14 protein-coding genes are annotated in these 17060 nt (G+C 33.7%); 9 read left to right on the top strand and 5 right to left on the bottom strand.

The features are described from left to right. Positions 1-215: 215 nt before the first annotated feature. The 5 genes from FLAK523_RS10075 to FLAK523_RS10055 form a co-directional block, all read right to left on the bottom strand. Positions 216-710, bottom strand: a complete 495-nt coding sequence (locus tag FLAK523_RS10075; protein WP_248903041.1) for a hypothetical protein — start codon at positions 708-710, stop codon at positions 216-218. 170 nt (positions 711-880) lie between these two features. Beyond that, positions 881-1582 (bottom strand): SIMPL domain-containing protein, encoded by a 702-nt coding sequence (locus tag FLAK523_RS10070; RefSeq protein ID WP_248903040.1) that lies wholly within the window; start codon positions 1580-1582, stop codon positions 881-883. Between the two features lie 226 nt (positions 1583-1808). Further along, positions 1809-2306 (bottom strand): hypothetical protein, encoded by a 498-nt coding sequence (locus tag FLAK523_RS10065; RefSeq protein ID WP_248903038.1) that lies wholly within the window; start codon positions 2304-2306, stop codon positions 1809-1811. A gap of 299 nt (positions 2307-2605) precedes the next feature. Further along, complete coding sequence (locus FLAK523_RS10060; RefSeq protein WP_248903036.1) at positions 2606-4531, bottom strand: amino acid permease; 1926 nt, start codon at positions 4529-4531, stop codon at positions 2606-2608. 302 nt (positions 4532-4833) lie between these two features. Further along, positions 4834-7749 (bottom strand): FAD-binding and (Fe-S)-binding domain-containing protein, encoded by a 2916-nt coding sequence (locus FLAK523_RS10055; RefSeq protein WP_248903035.1) that lies wholly within the window; start codon positions 7747-7749, stop codon positions 4834-4836. Between the two features lie 257 nt (positions 7750-8006). Between FLAK523_RS10055 and FLAK523_RS10050 the strand changes: the two genes are divergently transcribed. From FLAK523_RS10050 to FLAK523_RS10010, 9 genes are all read left to right on the top strand, one after another. After that, the gene (locus FLAK523_RS10050) at positions 8007-9584 is read left to right on the top strand and encodes a glycoside hydrolase family 10 protein (protein ID WP_248903033.1); all 1578 of its coding nucleotides are present in this window, start codon (positions 8007-8009) and stop codon (positions 9582-9584) included. Then, the gene (locus tag FLAK523_RS10045; RefSeq protein ID WP_248903031.1) at positions 9568-10842 is read left to right on the top strand and encodes an MFS transporter; all 1275 of its coding nucleotides are present in this window, start codon (positions 9568-9570) and stop codon (positions 10840-10842) included. Before FLAK523_RS10050 ends, FLAK523_RS10045 begins: the two co-directional genes overlap by 17 nt. Positions 10843-11016: 174 nt before the next feature. After that, positions 11017-12615, top strand: coding sequence for a glycoside hydrolase family 3 protein (locus FLAK523_RS10040; RefSeq protein ID WP_248903029.1), 1599 nt, complete (start codon positions 11017-11019; stop codon positions 12613-12615). Positions 12616-12820: 205 nt separating this feature from the next. After that, positions 12821-14281 carry a Na+/H+ antiporter NhaC gene (gene nhaC / locus FLAK523_RS10035; protein ID WP_248903027.1) on the top strand — a complete coding sequence of 487 codons (1461 nt, stop codon included), beginning with the start codon at positions 12821-12823 and terminating at the stop codon, positions 14279-14281. A gap of 181 nt (positions 14282-14462) precedes the next feature. Continuing rightward, a complete protein-coding gene (locus tag FLAK523_RS10030) occupies positions 14463-15101 on the top strand; it encodes a peroxiredoxin (protein WP_248903026.1) in 639 nt (212 codons plus the stop codon). A gap of 179 nt (positions 15102-15280) precedes the next feature. Continuing rightward, a complete protein-coding gene (locus tag FLAK523_RS10025; RefSeq protein WP_248903023.1) occupies positions 15281-15589 on the top strand; it encodes a co-chaperone YbbN in 309 nt (102 codons plus the stop codon). Between the two features lie 134 nt (positions 15590-15723). Then, positions 15724-15981 (top strand): hypothetical protein, encoded by a 258-nt coding sequence (locus FLAK523_RS10020; RefSeq protein WP_248903021.1) that lies wholly within the window; start codon positions 15724-15726, stop codon positions 15979-15981. A gap of 190 nt (positions 15982-16171) precedes the next feature. Further along, positions 16172-16669 carry a thiol peroxidase gene (tpx, locus tag FLAK523_RS10015; protein WP_248903019.1) on the top strand — a complete coding sequence of 166 codons (498 nt, stop codon included), beginning with the start codon at positions 16172-16174 and terminating at the stop codon, positions 16667-16669. 10 nt (positions 16670-16679) lie between these two features. After that, a complete protein-coding gene (locus tag FLAK523_RS10010) occupies positions 16680-17054 on the top strand; it encodes a diacylglycerol kinase family protein (RefSeq protein ID WP_248903017.1) in 375 nt (124 codons plus the stop codon). Positions 17055-17060: the final 6 nt, after the last annotated feature.

Below are 17060 nucleotides of genomic sequence, written 5' to 3'. Positions count from 1 at the left end.
CTTTCCTCGGGCGTTGCTGCTGTGCACGTAACTAACCTTCGCTGTTAGCGATAGGCTCTTATCTTAATCTGGTTTTTAGACAGTTTGACGTTTTGCCACTTTGAGATTGCTGGAAGTTAGTAACCGTTCAGTTTTCGGTTTAACGAAAACTTGATGCGAAAAGGTAATTCCACTAAATTCCAGCTATATCAAAACAGCTGTTAGTGGCTGCCAATTTATAGAAATAGTCTTTTGTCATTTTCTTTAGCAATTTTTAAGGTATCCATATTTCTTTTAAAATCACCGTTTTTATTCAGAATTTTAAAAAACTCTTCTTTAAAGTTAAAAATATCAATTTCAGTTTTATTTGGTTTAGATTTTTCTAAACTCACTTGAGTAGAAATGTATATTTTAGAAGTTATTGAATTCTTTTTTTTCAGTGTAATTACGTCATTAAAATTAGGCATAATTAAAATTTCATTTCCACAAACCCATTTTTCTCCTTTTAACGTGTCTAAATGATATTTGTATATTAATTCATTTATTTTTTCGTTTTCTTCTTTAGAAAATTGTACTTGACCTTTATAATTTCTGTACCAATCTATATTTAATTCCCCTGTTTCTATATCTAATTTATAATTGTGATTTGAAATAGATAAATCAAAAGTGTCTGCTTTTTTTGAACAATTTAAGAGTAAAATTGTAAATAAAATAAGCAATATTTTTTTCATAAATTCTTCTTTTTTGATTTCGTGAGGTTTGGTTGACACTAACGTTTCGCCATTTTGAGATGGCTGGAAATTCGTAACCTTTCAGTTTTCGGCTTAACGAAAACTTGATGCGGAACGGTAATTCCACTAAACTCCAGCTAGCTCAAAACAGCTGTTGGGCAATCGTATTTTTATTCCAGTTTAAATGTCACTTTAACTTCGGTTTCAATTTTTATTTTTTCGAACTCAATGTCAATTGGTTCAAAGTTGTCTTTATCTTTTAAGGGTGCCATTCCACGAATTTGAAGTCCTGCTGCTCTTCCACTTAACATATTTGAAATATTATTATAATCTGAAATATAAATTGCATTTCCAACTTTTTGATTTATTGGTTTAGTCATCGCAATTGCTTGATTTTTTGCTTTCAGTATTGCTTTGCTTTTTAAAGTCAAAATCATCTCTGTAGCTTTTGAGTATTCTGTTTTTTCTAATGTAACATTTGATACTTCAATTTCTTCTAAACCGATTATTACTTTTCCCGCAACTTTCGCATTATAAACTATTAAAGTATAGTTTTTGCTTTTTTGAATGTCTTGTTGTTTTAAAAAGTATTTTTTATAATTACTAGATAAGTCGTTTAAAGTCAATTGTTTTTCCGTTGCAATTCCGAGAGATTTTAATTTATCATTCATTTTTTTCTCCTGTTCTTCAACAGATATTTTGCCTTTTGTGTCCTTTTCCGTAATCATAATATTCAGATAAATTTTATCTGGAACTACTAAAGTATCAACTTTAGCTGAAGTTTCAATATATGGTAAATCGATAAAATTTTTTGTTTGTGAGAAACTTTTAGCTGACAATAAAATCAGACTTAATATTACAATTTTTTTCATTTTTTGGTTTCGTTCTTTTTTGGTTAATATGTTGCCCAACGTTATGACACTTAGCGAGGTTGTGGACTTTTGAAAACGAGTACTTTCGGCTGAACGTAAACGTCATTAAAAAACGGAAATTCCACTAAACCCACAATCTCGCTAAATGGCGGTTAGTAGCCGGTTATTTTTTTCGGAAATATGATTTAATCGCAAACTTTTCAAGTTTCTGCCGGCAGTATTATTTTTATTTAAACATCTCTTCATATCCGTATTTGAATTTATATTCGGTTTTCCCCAAATATTTAATTTCTTTCTCAATTACAGATTTCATAGTTTTATAATTTCTATGGTAAAATTCTGAAATTGAAGCAATTCGTTTTCCTTCATTGAGTATAAATATATATTCATAATAACCAGATTTACTTGGTTGAAGTAATACATTAAATCCTTCTAAATCCTTTAACTTAAAAACTTTGTTTTTTCCAAGTCCAAAATATTCACTTACTATAATCTTTTCATTTTGGATTTCTATTTTATGAGCTCTAGTTCTGAATTCAGTTAACCAAAAAAAAATTACAAATATCAATAAAAGTATAGGAAGAAAAATTCCTGCTTTAGATGAATTTATAGTTAAATAAAATAATCCTAATGATGTTATTGTCACAAACAAACAAATTATAATTGGAAGGATAGCAAATTTTGTTTTGTTATTAATTTGAGTATTTGTTATTGTATTTTCCACTTTTGGCTCTATTTTTTTTGCGTTAATCCTATCTATTTAATTAGTAATTTAAACTCTTTTCAATTTTCTAATATTAACTGTGAATTTCTCATTATTTCTTTCTTCTTCGCATTTTTGGAGTAACTGGCTACTAACTTGTAAATAACATCAAATGTATACAACTTTTTCAAGCGTTTTGTTTTAATAACACTATTTTTCTTATATACTTTTCAACATTTACAAGAGACATTCCTAATTTAAAAAACCGCCTTGAATTGAATCAAGACGGTCTGTATAAAATAATTTCTTATAGAATAAAACTACATATGACTCAGCTTGCTGTTTTTTCGGCTGAAGCCAAAGTAAATTGAAAGCCCGATAAGCAACCAGATGGAAAAATAAATCCAGTTCCAAACGCTTAATTCCGCCATCATATACAAGCAACTTACTAATCCCAACAAAGGAATTAAAGATAAATTTTCCTTGAATGACCACACTGTCAATCCTATTAATGAGATTAAGAAAATCCACATTGGTATTTTGTGTTTGAACAAATCGAAACCACTTTCAAACTTCAGTTCATCACCTATAGGTAATCCTGCAACTACTTCTGCGTATTTAGTATCGTCTTGTTGGTATTGCATTAACATAGATTCTAAATCCTGAGTTTCGGCAGTGTTCTTTTTAGTATCGATACTCAATAAATATTCATATACTTTTTTAGATTCTTCTTTGTTTAAAGAAGTGATGATATCCGTTGCGTTAACAGTTTTTGTTTCATTAGTAATGAAACCCATCGTAGCCTTATTGTTGTAATTAAAAGCATAGAATAATCCTGCAGCCAGCATAAAAGGAATTACATATTTTGAATTCATATAAGGCGTTTTGAATTTCCCTCTTGGAATATCTTTCTTGTTTTGCAACACTAATACACCCGCACAAACTAATACGAAAGCGAATAATGTTCCTATACTACACAAATCAGTTACCATAGTCAGGTTCAAAAACAAAGCAGGAACTGAAACCACAAATCCGGTAACTACTGTAGCGTATGAAGGTGTTTTATATTTTGGGTGTACTCTTGAGAATTTCTTTGGCAACAAACCATCACGACTCATACTCATCCAGATACGAGGTTGTCCCATTTGGAAAACCAATAAAACACTCGCCATTGCAATTACGGCACTCACCGCAATAATCCCCGACATCCATTTTAAATTCAGTTTATGAAATACAAAAGCCAATGGATCACCCACATTCAATTCGCTATAATTCACCATTCCGGTTAAAACCAAGGCAATTACAATATATAAAATGGTACATATAATAATGGCCCACATCATTCCTCGAGGTAAATCACGTTGTGGATCTTTACACTCTTCGGCAGTTGTCGAAATAGCATCAAAACCTATATAAGCAAAGAAAACCGCTGAAACTCCTTTCAATATTCCGCTCACACCGTTAGGCGCGAATGGTGTCCAATTTTCAGTATCTACATAAAATGCACCCACTGCTATTACTAAAAGGATAATACATAATTTAACGACAACCATAACATTACTCGCATTACGAGATTCTTTCATCCCACGATATACCAATGCCGTAATCAAAATAATGATAAACAAAGCTGGCAAATCGGCCACTAGATGAAAGGAACCTATCGTTGGTGAAGTTGTCCAAGCGGTATAGGCAGCTTTTAATGGTTCGGCTAAATTTTCAAAAGATTTTCCGCTTTGCATTAAAGCTGTAGCGTCTTTAAACCCGTTTGATGCTGACAAATAATCCATTTGAACCCATTGCGGTAAATGCAGACCGCCACTTTCGAGTAATCCCGTAAAATAATCACTCCAGGAAATGGCGACGGTTATATTACCTATGGCATACTCCATAATTAAGGCCCAACCAATGATCCAAGCCATCAGTTCCCCAAAAGCAACATAAGAATAAGTATAAGCACTACCGGAAACGGGAACCATAGAAGCAAATTCTGCGTAAGCAAAAGCAGCAAAACTACAAGCTAAAGCCGTAAATAAAAACAGAAAAATCACTGCAGGTCCACCATCAGAACTGGCTTTCCCTATCGTACTAAAAATACCGGCACCTACAATTGCAGCAATACCAAAAGCAGTTAAATCTCTCGCAGTTAAATGTCTTCCTAAAGCATTATGCCCGTCAGCTTCATTTTTTTCAACCTGTTTTAAAATATCTTGTACTGTCTTTTTTCTAAATAAACTTGAAAATGTCATACTCTAAAATTTCTCATTAAAAATTAATATCCCGTAAATAATATGCTTTTATTGTAACAATAACGCAAGTTTTAATTAAAAACCAAATGTATAAAACAATTTCAATCTACCAAGAAATGAGGTGATATTTTTTATTACAAACCATATAATAAGTCAAATTATACATTTTCCATTGTTTAAAAAGCAAATGATGTATTTTTAATGGAGACAAATAACTAAAAAATAAATATTAAACAGTTCGGTATATTTGAAGCTGCCAAAAAAAGCAATTTTCAGTGACGACTACACAATATATTAACAATCTATTTCAAACAATTTTTTAATATTGTTACAGGATGTTGCGCTTTTCTTTTGGTTCCGTCAAATATTTGATGGCGACAACTGGTACCTGCAGCCGCTATCTCCACAATAGTATCAGTAGAACGAATTTTTGGAAACAAAGTGTCTTCCCCCATTTGCATACTAATATCATAATGCTCTTGCTCATAACCAAAAGAACCTGCCATACCACAGCAACCCGAATTATAAATGGTCACTTTGTTGTTTTTGGGTAAATTCAGCATTGCAAAAGTAGCTTCAATCGAACTCAATGATTTTTGATGGCAATGTCCGTGGATTTTTATTTGTCTGTCTTCAGTTGAAAACTGTTCGGAGTGGATTCTATTTGATGCTATTTCATTTTTAAAAAACTCTTCAATAGTAAATACGTTTTTAGACAAGGTTGTTGCACTTTCTTTATCATCTGCCAGTCGCAAATATTCGTCCCTGAAAGTCAAGATAGCTGATGGCTCAATACCTATCAACGGACAATCATCAGAAACTATTGGAGCAAAAACCGCCACGTTTTTATTGGCCACAGCCTTAGCTTCTTCCAGAAAACCTTTGGATATAAACGCTCTTCCGCTTTCTTCGTGATTAACCATTACAACCTCATATCCTAATTTCGATAATAATTCGAATGCATCAATCCCCACCGAAACATCATAGTAATTCGTGAATTCATCACAAAAAAGATACACTTTTCCGTTTACAAAACTCGTTTGTCCCGTTTTAGATTTGTTCTTTTCATACCATTTTCGGAATGATTTGGGTGCCAATAAAGGAACTTCCCTTTTGGAAGCAATTCCCATACTCTTTTTCACCAAGGATTGGTTGAGTATGAAATTTGTCGCTCCAGGCAAAAGACTACCTAGTTTATTCAATTTAGCATTATGTGCAAAGATTTTATTTCGAATAGAAAAACCGTTTGCTTTTTGGTACTGATATAAAAACTCCGATTTCAAGGCCGATACATCTACATTACTAGGGCATTCACTGGCGCAAGCTTTACAACTCACACACAATTCGAAAACTTCATAAAGCTCTTTATGGTTGAATTTATTGTCTTTTTCAGAATGGGTTAGATACTCTCTTAAGGCATTGGCGCGGGCACGAGTCGTGTCTTTTTCATTTCGGGTGGCACGATAGCTCGGACACATCGTTCCTCCAGCCGAAGGTGGTTTTCTACAATCTCCCGAGCCATTGCATTTCTCGGCCAAACGCAAAATTCCCATACTATCAGTGAAATCCTGAATCGTTTCAATATCTGGTTCTTCTCTACCGGGTTCAAAGCGTAGATTTTCATCCATTTTTAAAGCATTCACAATCTTCCCCATATTCAAAACCGAATAAGGATCGAAAGCTAATTTAATGCGCTTTAACAACTCATAGTTTTTCTCGCCTATCATAAAAGGAAGAAATTCCCCTCTCACGATTCCGTCACCGTGTTCTCCACTTAACGAACCTCTATATTTTTTTACTAGAACAGCCACTTCAGTAGCGATGTTTCTAAACTGATGAACGCCTTCTTTTGTTTTTAAATTTAACACAGGACGCAAATGGATCTCACCCGCTCCGGCATGCGCATAGTATATTGCTTCCTGACCGTGACGTTCCATCATAGCCGAAAATTCGGCAATATAACTCGGTAAATCACTTAGTTCAACTGCTGTATCCTCAATAGAATCAGCTGCTTTTTCATCGCCAACAATACTACCTAAAAGTCCAAGACCTGCTTTACGCAACTCGTTTATTTTATCAATATCGGTTCCATAAATCTTAGGCAAAGCATAGCCAAAATTATACTTCTCAAGATCAGCTATCAAAGCATTCGCTTGCATTTCGGCATCTTCCATACTTTCGTAAGAAGCCACTTCAAGCATAATCACTGCCTTAGGATCGCCTTGAATAAAAAAACGGTTTTTGGCCTGTTCTCTGTTGTTTTTGGTACAGTTCAAAATAGTATCATCCATCATTTCACAAGTGTACAAATGATGTTTCATAGCTGTCACAACCGCTTCCAGACTTTCCTGAATGGAATGAAAATGGGCGACAACCATTACATTATTCGAAGGAGGCAAAACATCCACTTTCAAAGTAACCTCAGTAGTAAATGCCAAAGTTCCTTCGCTTCCGCAAAGTAATTTCCCAACGTTTATTGTTGGCTCAGTTCCCGAAAACAAATCCGACTTCAATAAAATATCCACCGCATAACCCGTATTGCGACGGTGAATTTCGGGTTTTGGAAACTCGTTTTTTATCTCTTCTTGTGTTGCGGCAACTGATAATTCTTCGAATAACTTTCTGTAAATGTCGTTTTCTAAACTGTTTCCTTTAGTCTTTTCAATAAATTGAGCCGAGGTTAATTCGCCAAAAACCACTTGGGAACCATCACTCAAAACTGCTTTAATTTCTACAATTTTGTCTCGGGTAACGCCATACCGAATCGATGTCGTCCCCGAAGAATTATTCCCTACCATCCCGCCTATCATACAACGACTTGAAGTGGAAGTATTAGGACCAAAAAATAATCCGTGTGGTTTTAAATATAAATTCAGCACATCCCGGATAACTCCAGGCTGAACCGTTATCGTTTTCTTATCTTTATCGAAAGAGACAATGTTCGTAAAATGCTTTGAAACATCTACCACAATTCCGTCACCAACAGTTTGCCCCGCTAAGGAAGTTCCCGCCGTTCTAGGAGTTAGAGAGATATTATTTTCACGAGCAAAAAGCATTAGTTTTACAATATCATCAACGGTTTTAGGTATAGCTACCGCCTGAGGCATAATTCGGTAAGCAGAAGCATCTGTTGCATAAAGTGTTTTATGCAATTCATCATATAAAAGGGTACCTTCTAAAGACGATGCTAATTGATTTAATTGGGAAGATATCGACATGTAAATTACATTATAAAAACTAAATTAAGAGAAAAGTCAGTTGCTATGACAACGATTGACAAATATAAAAATATAACGCCTCATTTATTAATAAATCAAATAAGAAAAAATCAGAAACGGCAATTAGCTAAAGAATTATTCGAAAATATATTTGGCAAAGAAATTGCTGTTATATTGGTATCCAAATAATAATGAAATTTTATCACCAAAATTTGGCTAAAAAAACTATTTTTGGCACTTAAATTAACACATCTGTAATGACTAAAAACAGCACCTCATTTTTCTTGCTTTCTTTATTTCTATTATCGTTTTGGAATGGTTTTTCCCAAGATACCATTATGAATCCTAAAAACGAGTTTAGAGCAGTTTGGATTGCCACAGTGGTAAATATTGACTGGCCAAAAAGTGGTGTTGATCCTATCGAAAAGCAAAAAGCCGATTTCATAGAGATATTAGATACTTATAAAAAACTGAACTACAATGCAGTAATCGTACAGATTCGTAGTGTAGGAGATGCTTTTTACCCTTCAAAACTAGCTCCTTGGTCCCGTTACTTAACTGGAAAAGAAGGTAAAGCTCCCGCTAATAATTTCGATCCTTTGCAATGGATGATTACGGAATCACATAATCGCGGATTTGAATTTCACGCTTGGTTGAATCCTTTTCGTGCCACATTCGACTTAAAAACAGAAACCTTAAGTCCAGACCACGATGTAAACAAACATCCCGAATGGATGATTAAATATGGTGGAAAATACTACTACAACCCTGCTTTACCAGAGGTTCAAACTCATTTAGTTGCCGTTGTTGAAGAAGTAGTTAAAAATTATGATATCGATGCCATTCATTTTGACGATTACTTTTATCCTTATAAAATTACTGGTGAAGAATTTAATGACACCGCCTCATTTAAAAAATATGGTAATGGTATGAGTTTAGAAGACTGGAGACGATTGAATGTAAACAACTATGTAAAATACACTTCTTACGCTATCAAAAATGTAAAACCTTGGGTACAATTTGGTATCAGTCCGTTTGGGGTTTGGAGAAACAAATCAGTAGATCCAAGGGGTTCAGACACGCAATCAGGACAAACAAATTATGATGATTTATTTGCAGATCCTTTAGCATGGATGGAACACAGCTGGATTGATTACTTGCTTCCACAATTGTACTGGAGTATGGATCATCGTACTGCTTCATATACTAAATTATTGAAATGGTGGGCCAATAACTCTAAGAATACAGCCATCTACATAGGAAACAGTAGTTATAAAATAAATGCTGATTCCGATAAAAGATGGAACGACCCAACCGAAATACCAAATCAGATTGACATAACAAGAAGTTACAAAAACATTAGTGGAAACGCTTATTTTAGTGCCAAATCTTTTGTAAACAAAAACAATTCAGTAACTAAGTTACTAATTGAAAATCAATACAAATATCCAGCATTGCCACTTCCTGTGCCTAATTCGAAAAAAACCATTACTGATATCCCAACAGTATGTAATTATTCATCAGACAGTACTTGTTCTACATTTACGCTAAACTATCCACAGAATACTATGGTACGTTACGTGATGGTTTACAATGCTAAAACAGCTTTGAAAATTGACGTTAATAATGCGAGTCAGATTATTGATAAAATTGCATTCCATGAAAAAAAGGACACTATAAACATAGTCATTCAAAAAAATAAAACGGATGAAAATAGTGCTTATGCGGTTTCTTTTATCGATTTTTATGGTAATGAAAGTGCACCTACATTATTAAATACGACTACTGAAATTAAAATAATTCAAAGCCCTAAAAAGAATGAAAATAGACAATAGACCTTGGTATTGGATACCTGTATTAAACTTTGCCTCGGGATTGCCTTATGCAATTATTATTTCGGTTTCAGTTATTATGTATAAAAACCTAGGTATCAGCAATGAAGATATCGGGATATATACGAGTTTGCTTTACCTTCCGTGGGTTATAAAACCTTTATGGAGTCCTTTTATAGACTTGTATTCCACTAAAAGGAAATGGTTTCTATTCATGCAATTATTAATCGCTATTGCTTTTGTAATAGTAGGATTAACCATTCCCATGAATCACTTCTTTGTAATCAGTTTGGCAGTTTTTTGGGTTGCGGCTTTTGCATCGGCTTCTAATGATGTAGCGAGTGATGGGTTTTATATGCTAGCGCTAGAAAAAGACCAACAATCATTTTTCTTAGGAATCAGAAGTACTTTTTACCGCCTTTCAATGCTTACCGGAAATGGACTAATTGTAGTTATAGGAGGTTATCTCGAACAGCGTTTTGGAGACAAACAACAAGCTTGGTCATATACAATGATTATAGTAGGTTTGCTTATGGCGGTACTTACAGTCTATAATTATTTTTCTACACCAAAAATCGAAACTACAACTCAATCAAAAGAAAAGGCACTTGAATCAAAAGTAAGTTTTGGGTCTGTATTTTCTAGCTTCTTTCAAAAGAAACAAATTGGTCTGGTTTTGACTTTCATTTTATTATTCAGATTAGGAGAATCACAATTATTAAAAATGTTGACTCCCTTTTTAATAGATGAAAAAAGCGTTGGTGGAATGGGATTGACAACTCAGGATGTAGGAATCATTTACGGGACTTTTGGTGTTATATCATTGACTTTAGGTGGGATTTTAGGCGGAATTGCCATTTCTAGAGATGGTTTAAGAAAATGGATGCTTCCAATGATTTTAATGATGCACTTGCCTATTATTGGTTTCATATTACTTTCCCATTTTCATCCAGAATCGGTTTACTATGTTTATGCTACTGTTATTGCAGAGCAATTTGGTTATGGCTTTGGTTTTGCAGCCTTTATGATGTTTTTAATTTATGTAGCCGAAGGCGAATCAAAAACCTCTCATTATTCACTTGCTACCGGATTTATGGCTTTAGGAATGATGCTTCCTGGAATGTTAAGTGGATTTATTCAAGAATATTTAGGCTACGCCAATTTCTTTATTTGGGTTTTCATTGCGACTATTCCAGGCTTAATATTATCGCGTTATTTAATCTATCCGGATAATTTCGGGAAGAAAACGGAGGAAAAATAAACATAAAAGTTTTTAAAACATATAAGACATATAAGGGCATTTAAGTTTTTTTTACCAAACTCTACTTATACCATTAATTATTATATTTTAGTCCAATGATTTTGGTATAATGCCGTTGTATATTTCATTTTTTTAACTTATATGACTTATATGGTTCAATAACAATAGTACTTTATGACATTAGAACAAAAAATAGGTCAATTCTTTTTCCCTGCCGTTTTCATCAACGACACTGAAGAAAATATTCAAGCTACAGAACAATTAATTAGAGACAACAACATAGGTGGACTTACTTTTTTTCACAGTAGAGCCAGTGCGGCAACTAACTATGAAACCAAGAAAAAGATTGTTTTTAATGACGATAGTTATCTGCGACTGAAAGACCTTATTGTTCGATATCAAAAATGCGCCACCACTCCCCTATTAATGAGTATTGATGCGGAATGGGGACTTGCTATGCGAGTTGAAAAAACACCTCAATATCCTTACGCTATCACGCTAGGCGCTTTACCTGAAAGTGAATCTCAGTTGGTTTACGAAGTGGGGAGACAAATAGGATTGGACTTAAAATCGGCTGGAATTCATTACAATCTGGCACCATTAGCAGATATCAATAACAACCCGAATAATCCCGTGATTGGGTACCGTTCCTTTGGTGAAAACAAAGAAAAAGTAGCCCGTTTTGCCCTTGAATATTTAAGAGGAATGAGCGATGTGGGAGTTTTAGGCTGCCTGAAACATTTCCCTGGACACGGGAATACGAATGTGGATTCTCATTTGGGATTACCCGTATTAGAAGAAAGCTTAGAGGAGTTAATGGAGAACGAATTGTATCCGTTTATCAAAGGAATCGAGAATAATGTCGATTCGATAATGATCGGGCATTTAGCAGTTCCTGCTTTAAACGATGGAAAAGACACTTCGGCTACATTATCCAAACCCATTATTGAGACTCTTTTGCGAAAGCAATTAAATTATGATGGTTTAGTGATTTCGGATGCGTTGAATATGCATAGTGTATCCAAATTATACGACACGAAAGGCCAACTGGAATGGGAAGCTTTTAATGCCGGAAATGATGTCTTGTGTTTTGCCGAAAATGTCCCAGAAGGAATTCAGGAAATACTTAAAAACGCAAGTCCTGAACGTATTGAGGCCAGTTATACTCGTTTAATGAAATGCAAAGAAAAAGTAGGCTTGTTAACTTCGAATACTGCTGTTGAAACCAATTTAGATTTTGATACCGCTTCGCTTTTAAACACTAAAATTGCACAGAAAAGCATCACAAAAATAAAAGACAATAACAATACTGCTGTTGTTTTTGAGGCTGCAAAAAGAGGCAAACTGGCCAAACTAAGCCTATACAAAAACACCGACAACACCTTCTTTAAAACCCTAGCTTCTACTTTGGCTTCAGCCGAATTTTCAATTGAAATGGAGGATACTAAAGGAGTTGAAGAGATAGAAGAAAAACTGATTGATTACGATACTATAATTATTTCATTATTTGTTCCAAAGGCAAAGCCAATGAATAATTTTGATATAGAAGATGCCGTTTTGGAAGTTATGAAAAAACTATTTATCAACAAAAAGTGTCTTTTATATGTTTTTGGAAACCCGTATGCATTGCAAGTTATTCCTAACATCACATCAGCATTAGGGATCGTTCAAGTTTACCAAGACTTCGAAGAATTTCATGAAAATGCAGCACGGCAATTACTGGAGAACCTAGAATGCAAAGGCGCTCTTCCTGTGCATATTAGAGGGATTTAACCCCTTTAAAACATACACGTATTTATTATTCGGATACGATTCCAAATGGCAACTGATAAACGAATTTGACAATAGACACAGTCAAACATTGTCAATTTCGCTTAAAAAACTCCCATATTTAATTCGATACAAAAAAAAAATCTTAAAAAACCCGTTAGGCTATTAGCTTCTTTTTTCTTTATATTGCGAACTCAAATAACATAGAATGGATACAAGAATTTTAAGAAATAAAGAATTATCAATAGGAGAAGCTTTAATTCCAGTTATAGCGCTTATAATAATGTTGGGTTTTAATGTATTCGTTTACGGAGACGAAGCTTTAAGCGGTAGTAATCAATTTGTTTTATTATTAGGTGGCGCAGTTGCTGCTATTGTAGGTTTCTTTAATAAAGTTTCCTATAAAAAAATGATGGATGAAGTAGCCGAAAACATAAAGTCGACTGTTGGTGCTGTTTTAATACTACTAATGGTTGGTTCTTTGGCTGGAACTTGGTTGATAAGCGGTATTATACCTACGATGATTTATTTTGGATTACAAATTCTAAGTCCCGCCATATTTTTACCCGCAACAGTAGTAATCTGTTCAATTATATCAATTGCAACAGGGAGTTCTTGGACAACGAGTGCAACTGTAGGTATTGCTTTAATAGGCGTTGGTGGCGCACTGGGTTTTGATCTAGGAATGGTTGCTGGAGCTGTTATTTCAGGTGCTTATTTTGGTGATAAACTTTCTCCTATGTCGGATACGACTAATCTTGCTCCGGCTATGGCTGGAACTGATTTGTTTACCCATATTAGATACATGACCTTAACTACAATTCCAACATTCATCATCACTTTAATTCTATTTATAATCTTGGGATTAAATGTAGATATAAAAGGGAATGTAGATATAGCTAGCCTATTAAATGATATTGAAGCTACTTTTACAGTATCGGGATGGTTATTTTTAGTACCTGCTATTGTTATTGGTTTAATCATAAGAAAAACGGAGCCTTTAGTTGCATTGTTAGTAGGAACACTACTTGCGGCTGTTTTTGCGGTATTATTTCAACCCCATATTGTCAATCAAATTGCAGGTGTTGAAACGATGACTTTTCAATCGGCCTATAGAGGTGTAATGGATGCCATCACTGGAAAAATCGTTATCCCCACAGAAAACAAAACCCTGGCTGACTTATTTACTTCAGGAGGAATGCAAAAAATGCTAGGAACCATATGGTTGATACTTTGTGCTATGGTTTTTGGAGGAATTATGGATGCTATAGGCGCTTTGGCTAGAATAAGTCAAACTTTATTAAAACTGGCCCATACTACTTTTGGACTTTTTGCTTCAACTGTAGGAAGTTGTTTAGCATTAAACATTACGGCTTCAGACCAATATTTAGCTATTGTAGTTCCTGGAAAAATGTTTGCAAAAGCCTACAAGGAAAAAGGACTTGCTCCTGAAAATTTAAGTAGAACATTAGAAGATGCCGGAACAGTAACATCAGTTTTGATTCCTTGGAATACTTGTGGAGCCTATCAATCTGGTACTTTAGGCGTATCTACTTTAGATTATTTACCTTATGCTTTCTTTAATATTTTAAGTCCGTTTATGACTTTAATCTTTGCTGCATTCAATATAAAAATTAGACAATTGGTAACAGAAAAAGCAAATAGCTAAAAGTAATTTCAAATCCATTTATAACAATAAAGCCATGACTTACATCAAGTTATGGCTTTATTTATTTCAATCATAGTCAAATACTATCACTTCATAATATTATATAATTGAAATTGATTATCCAAACTCTTCTTTATTAGCTATTTTTGCCACAGAAAAAATTAATAATAAATATATAATTATGTCATTAGTAGGTAAAAAATTCCCAAGTATTGCAGTAGATGCTATTTCAGAAATGGGTGATAACATGAAAATCAATATCTTCGAAGAAGCTACAAAAAACAACAAAAAAGTACTTTTGTTTTGGTACCCAAAAGATTTCACTTTTGTTTGCCCAACGGAATTACACGCTTTTCAAGCTGCATTACCAGAATTTGAAAAAAGAAACACAATTGTAATTGGTGCTTCTTGTGATACAAACGAAGTACATTTTGCTTGGTTAAACACTCCAAAAAACAACGGTGGAATTGAAGGGGTAACTTACCCAATTCTTGCTGACACAAACAGAAACTTATCTAACATCCTAGGGATTCTTGATATTGATTCAACTGAATATAGCGAAGAAACTGATTCAGTAATTATCGAAGGATCTAATGTTACATTCAGAGCGACTTACCTAATCGATGAAACAGGGAAAATTTTCCACGAAAGCGTTAACGATATGCCATTAGGTAGAAACGTAAACGAATATTTACGTATGGTTGATGCTTACGCTCATATCCAAGAAAAAGGAGAAGTTTGTCCTGCTAACTGGGAAGCTGGTAAAGAAGCGATGAGTGCTGACAGAAAAAGTACTGCTGAATACTTAAGCTTAAATTAACAAAAGTAACAAAGGTTCAAAGTCAGATAGTCGCAAAGTTTTTGCTACTTCTATTTACACAGTTTCTAAAACTCTGTAACTCTGAACCTTTGTAACTTTTCAACTCAAAAAAAACCTTTGCAACTTTGTACCTCTGAACCTATGGACCTTTGTTGCTTTGAACCTAAAAAAAGAAACAAATGTTAATAGAATTAAACGAAGATACCCTAGCCTCATTGGTTACTGAAAATAATAAAGTAGTAGTACAATATTCTGCTTCATGGTGTGGTAATTGCCGAATTATGAAACCAAAATTTAAAAAACTGGCTACTGAAAACGAAGGAATTACTTTTGTACTTGTGGACGCTGAGAATTCTCCTGAATCAAGAAAATTAGCTAATGTAAGTAACCTGCCTACTTTTGCCACTTTCGTAAACGGAGTATTAGTAAACGAAACGCAAACGAACAAACAGGATGTACTTATAGAATTAGTAAACGAAATTGTTTAAAGTTTTCTTTGTTTAACGTTTAAAATTGTTCAACAACGCAATTAAAATTTAGATTTAAACTTTATTGCATAATGTTCAATGGCAGCATATAAACCTTAAACTTTTTTAAACCTTAAACTTTAAACTAAAAAAACATGAAGTTACCAGTAATAAAACATCTTACTCAATTCATTGAAGAAAACGATCAAGATTATATTGTTGAAACAATTGAAGTTCTAGAAGCCATGACTGAAATTTCGTCTTTGAAAGAGGAAGAATTAGATGTTATAGGTGAGTTAATTTCAAATATGTACGGCGCTTTAGAAGTACATAAACTTATTAAAAACGGTACTGATAAAAAAGAAGCTTTAAATACTTTTATGAAGCGAGTTTTAGGATCTATCGACAAGTAAAACAACTATTATCTTTTTCAATATTATCAAAAGGCACTCTTTACGGAGTGCTTTTTTTATGCAATTACATTCTATTTATCAAAGAAACATTTGGTTACCACAGTTTGACATTGGAACTAAAATCTTGAATCTTAAAACCTAATTCTGAAATAATTTTCATACTTTTGAACCTCATTAAAAAATATAAAACATGGCTTCAATTACATTAGGTGGAAATCCAATAAACACAATAGGTGAATTACCAAAAGTAGGTTCGAAATTAGTTGATTTTAAATTAATTCAAAATGACCTTTCAATTGCCACTTTAGGTAATTTTGCAGGTAAAAAATTAGTTTTAAATATTTTCCCAAGTATTGATACTGGAACATGTGCAACCTCTGTTAGAAAATTTAATGAAACAGCTGCAGGTTTAGAAAACACTTCTGTATTATGTATCTCAAGAGATTTACCTTTTGCCCAAAAACGTTTTTGTGGTGCTGAAGGACTTGAAAATGTAATCAACTTATCTGATTTCAACGGTGGTGATTTTGGTAAAAACAACGGTTTGGAAATAGTTGATGGACCATTAGCTGGTTTACATTCTAGAGTTTTAATTGTTATAGATGCCAATGGAACAATTACACATACTGAACAAGTAAATGAAATTGTGGATGAACCAAACTACGAAGCAGCATTAGCAGCACTATAAAACATAAATAATGGAATTTCAAAAAGACAACAGCTTCTTTACCGGAAGATTAAAAAGCGTTACCTACGCTTATAAAGGAGCTTTTAAATTGATTACTACTGAGCATAGTATCATGGTACAATTCTCAATTGGTGTCTTATTAACTGTTGCTGGATTTTATTTCGGGATCACTCCTACTGAATGGCTTTTTCAAACATTTGCCATTGGTTTAGTTTTGAGTATTGAAGGTTTGAACACCGCTATTGAAAAAATAGCCGATTTTATACATCCCAACTATCATGAACGTATTGGGTTTATTAAAGACATCGCTGCTGGTTCTGTATTTTTTGCAGCAATGACAGCAATAATAATAGGTGTAATCATTTATATGCCAAGAATTTTATAGCTATAA

This window comes from Flavobacterium sp. K5-23, from assembly GCF_023278045.1.
Lineage (GTDB): Bacteria > Bacteroidota > Bacteroidia > Flavobacteriales > Flavobacteriaceae > Flavobacterium.
The sequence above is the reverse complement of the archived record's forward strand: the minus strand, read 5'-3'. Positions and strand labels throughout refer to the sequence as shown.

Excerpts from the sequence above, each read along its gene's own strand:
- FLAK523_RS10025 (WP_248903023.1), top strand. The coding sequence starts at position 15,281 with ATGTTAATAGAATTAAACGAAGATACCCTAGCCTCATTGGTTACTGAA.
- tpx (WP_248903019.1), top strand. The coding sequence starts at position 16,172 with ATGGCTTCAATTACATTAGGTGGAAATCCAATAAACACAATAGGTGAA.
- FLAK523_RS10075 (WP_248903041.1), bottom strand. The coding sequence starts at position 710 with ATGAAAAAAATATTGCTTATTTTATTTACAATTTTACTCTTAAATTGT.
- FLAK523_RS10010 (WP_248903017.1), top strand. The coding sequence starts at position 16,680 with ATGGAATTTCAAAAAGACAACAGCTTCTTTACCGGAAGATTAAAAAGC.
- FLAK523_RS10055 (WP_248903035.1), bottom strand. The coding sequence starts at position 7,749 with ATGTCGATATCTTCCCAATTAAATCAATTAGCATCGTCTTTAGAAGGT.
- FLAK523_RS10030 (WP_248903026.1), top strand. The coding sequence starts at position 14,463 with ATGTCATTAGTAGGTAAAAAATTCCCAAGTATTGCAGTAGATGCTATT.
- FLAK523_RS10020 (WP_248903021.1), top strand. The coding sequence starts at position 15,724 with ATGAAGTTACCAGTAATAAAACATCTTACTCAATTCATTGAAGAAAAC.
- FLAK523_RS10070 (WP_248903040.1), bottom strand. The coding sequence starts at position 1,582 with ATGAAAAAAATTGTAATATTAAGTCTGATTTTATTGTCAGCTAAAAGT.
- FLAK523_RS10060 (WP_248903036.1), bottom strand. The coding sequence starts at position 4,531 with ATGACATTTTCAAGTTTATTTAGAAAAAAGACAGTACAAGATATTTTA.
- nhaC (WP_248903027.1), top strand. The coding sequence starts at position 12,821 with ATGGATACAAGAATTTTAAGAAATAAAGAATTATCAATAGGAGAAGCT.
- FLAK523_RS10045 (WP_248903031.1), top strand. The coding sequence starts at position 9,568 with ATGAAAATAGACAATAGACCTTGGTATTGGATACCTGTATTAAACTTT.
- FLAK523_RS10040 (WP_248903029.1), top strand. The coding sequence starts at position 11,017 with ATGACATTAGAACAAAAAATAGGTCAATTCTTTTTCCCTGCCGTTTTC.
- FLAK523_RS10050 (WP_248903033.1), top strand. The coding sequence starts at position 8,007 with ATGACTAAAAACAGCACCTCATTTTTCTTGCTTTCTTTATTTCTATTA.